Annotated in this window: 1 protein-coding gene and 1 pseudogene; both read left to right on the top strand. The window is 65.0% G+C overall.

Annotated elements, in window-relative coordinates:
* A partial coding sequence (locus tag AC1D01_RS36625) for a DNA-3-methyladenine glycosylase family protein (protein WP_477874705.1) occupies window positions 1–581 on the top strand: 581 nt, incomplete at its 5' end.
* A gap of 65 nt (window positions 582–646) precedes the next feature.
* Window positions 647–938 (top strand): annotated as a pseudogene (locus AC1D01_RS36620) (acetyl-CoA carboxylase carboxyl transferase subunit alpha); the annotation flags it as partial.

Raw genomic sequence — 938 nt, 5'->3', positions numbered from 1 at the left:
ACCGGGTGATGCGCAAGCTGATCCCGCAGTTCGGCGAAGGCCGGCTGCAAAGCCGCGGCGATGCGTTCACCACGCTCGCGCGCTCGATCGTCGGCCAGCAGAGTTCGGTGGCGGCCGCGCAGGCCGCGTGGGAGCGCGTGGCCGCGCTGCTCGACGGCGGCTCGCAGCGCATCCAGCCGGCGGCGGTGCTGGCGATCGAATCCACGCAGATGCGCGATGCCGGGCTGTCGGCTCGCAAGGTCGACTACCTGGTCGACCTGGCACAGCACTTCGAAGCCGGCAGCGTGCACGTGCGCCAGTGGCAGCAGATGGACGACGAGGCGATCGTCGACGAGCTGGTCGCGATCCGCGGCATCGGCCGCTGGACCGCCGAGATGTTCCTGATCTTCCACCTGATGCGCCCCAACGTGCTGCCGCTGGACGACCCCGGCCTCATCAAGGGCATCAGCCACAACTACTTCAGCGGCGAGCCGGTTTCGCGGGCCGAGGCACGCGAAGTGGGCGACGCCTGGGCGCCTTTTCGCTCGGTGGCCACATGGTACATTTGGCGCAGTCTCGACCCGCTTGCCGTGGCATATTGACGGCCCGCAAGCCAGCCCCCATCGTTGGGCAGGGCATCCTCCTTCAAGAACAGGGATCAAGATAAATGAGCAAACGCCATTTCCTTGAATTCGAGCAACCCATTGCCGAACTCGAAACCAAGATCGAAGAGCTGCGCTACGTGCAAAGCGAATCGGCCGTCGACATCTCCGAAGAGATCGACCGCCTGGGCAAGAAGAGCCAGCAGCTCACGAAGGATGTCTACGCCAGCCTGTCACCCTGGCAGGTCACGCAGATCGCCCGCCATCCGCAGCGCCCGTACACGCTCGACTACATCAGCGAGATCTTCACCGACTTCCAGGAACTGAAGGGCGACCGCGCCTTCGCAGACGACCAGT

It is taken from the genome of Rhizobacter sp. P3_B12 (assembly GCF_056402895.1).
Note: the sequence above shows the minus strand (reverse complement) of the source record. Positions and strands in the feature narration are given on the sequence as shown.